This is a genomic window from Synechococcus sp. R3-13 (assembly GCF_047462195.1).
GTDB lineage: Bacteria > Cyanobacteriota > Cyanobacteriia > Thermostichales > Thermostichaceae > Thermostichus.
Genome location: NZ_JANSIO010000517.1, coordinates 1 through 1345, shown reverse-complemented (window position 1 = coordinate 1345; position 1345 = coordinate 1). Strand labels below are relative to the sequence as shown.

The following is a 1345-nucleotide window of genomic DNA, read 5'->3' as shown; positions in this document are numbered from 1 at the left end:
AAGTCGGCAGCGATGACCGTGCGAATGCGGGAGGGCCTAGCCAACTCCGGGGGGGCTACATCCTTAAAAAAACCGTCGGGGGTCTGGATCCAGAGGCGATGGGGGCCTTCCCAGTTGCCGTAGAGCAAATCCAGCCGTCCATCCCCATCCAGATCCACCGCCGCCACGCCACGTCCGTGCTCGTCCGGATCCGCCAGGCCCACCTCAGCGGCAATCTCTTCAAAGGTGCCATCTCCCCGGTTGCGAAACAGAAAGTTAGGTCCCTGCTCATTGACGGCAAAAATGTCCATCCGCTGCGAGACCAAGGGCAAGGCCACCAGACCCCGCCCGCCCGTCACCCGATTCAATCCCGCTTCCGGCGCCACATCGGCGATCATTTGGTTAGGGCCCAACTCGTAGAGGCGCATAGGGCCGCCGTAGTTGGCTACGAAAAATCCATAGCGCCCCTGGCCAAGACGATCCACACAAGCTACAGAGCGACCTGCCGTCAAGTTGAGGGCATCTTGGTTTTGCGGCAGGGAGAACAGATCCACCCAGGCGGATCCCTGCCAGTCGAAGAGGCGATCCCCAAAGCGCTTGCGCCCGCCGAAGGTATCGGTGTTCAAGACATAAAGTTCTTCCTGCCCGTCCCCGTCAAAGTCGGCGGCAGCCACCCCAATTGCCATGCGCCCTGCATCGGCCAGGGTGTCGTCTGCTTGATCCACCAGGGTTTGCCCATCCCACTTCAAGACTCGATTGGAGCCGCGGAACCCGCACACAAACAGCTCAAAGGCCCCATCCCGATCCAAATCGCAAGCGGCAACCCCGTAGAAAAGGGCAGGTGGGTTAAAGCGGATCTGCGAGCTGCAATCTTGAAACATGGGGATCCCATCGGAGAACAATAGGAACTGGTGGAGCTTCCAGCTCTGATGGTATGCTGGATCTTCGCCGAAACTTCCCTTTCAACCATGCCACGCATCAAATCTGCCATCAAGCGCGTTCAGATCGCAGAGCGGAATCGGCTGCGCAACAAAGCCACCAAAGCAATGGTGCGCGCTCTGATGAAGAAAGTGATCTCCCTCTCGGCTGCCTACGCTGCCAACCCACAGCAAGAAACTCTGCAGGAAATCCAGGCGGCGATGAGTGCTGCTTTCAGCCGCATTGATAAAGCTGCCAAAACCGGCGTCCTGCACAAAAACACAGCCGCTCGTCGTAAGGCTCGGCTGGCCCGGATTGTGAAGCTATCTGTGGCTTCCTCGGAAAAATCCCAGGCTGAGGCTTTGGTTGAGCATGGTTGAATTCTCCTGCTGCTTCGGAAGTGGTGCTTGTGCGGGATTTCAGCTAGAAATCGCAGGAGCCCCGCACT

Annotated in this window: 2 protein-coding genes; one reads left to right on the top strand and one right to left on the bottom strand. The window is 58.4% G+C overall.

Annotation, left to right across the window (positions count from 1 at the left end; all coding sequences use genetic code 11):
* On the bottom strand, positions 1-860 hold an 860-nt coding region (locus tag NW856_RS14200; protein ID WP_414400763.1), incomplete at its 3' end, for an FG-GAP repeat domain-containing protein.
* An 87-nt stretch (positions 861-947) separates the two neighbouring features.
* On the opposite strand from NW856_RS14200, the gene rpsT reads away from it, so the two are divergent.
* Positions 948-1277 (top strand): 30S ribosomal protein S20, encoded by a 330-nt coding sequence (gene rpsT / locus NW856_RS14195; RefSeq protein ID WP_414400762.1) that lies wholly within the window; start codon positions 948-950, stop codon positions 1275-1277.
* Positions 1278-1345 lie beyond the last annotated feature (68 nt).

Excerpts from the sequence above, each read along its gene's own strand:
- rpsT (WP_414400762.1), top strand. The coding sequence starts at position 948 with ATGCCACGCATCAAATCTGCCATCAAGCGCGTTCAGATCGCAGAGCGG.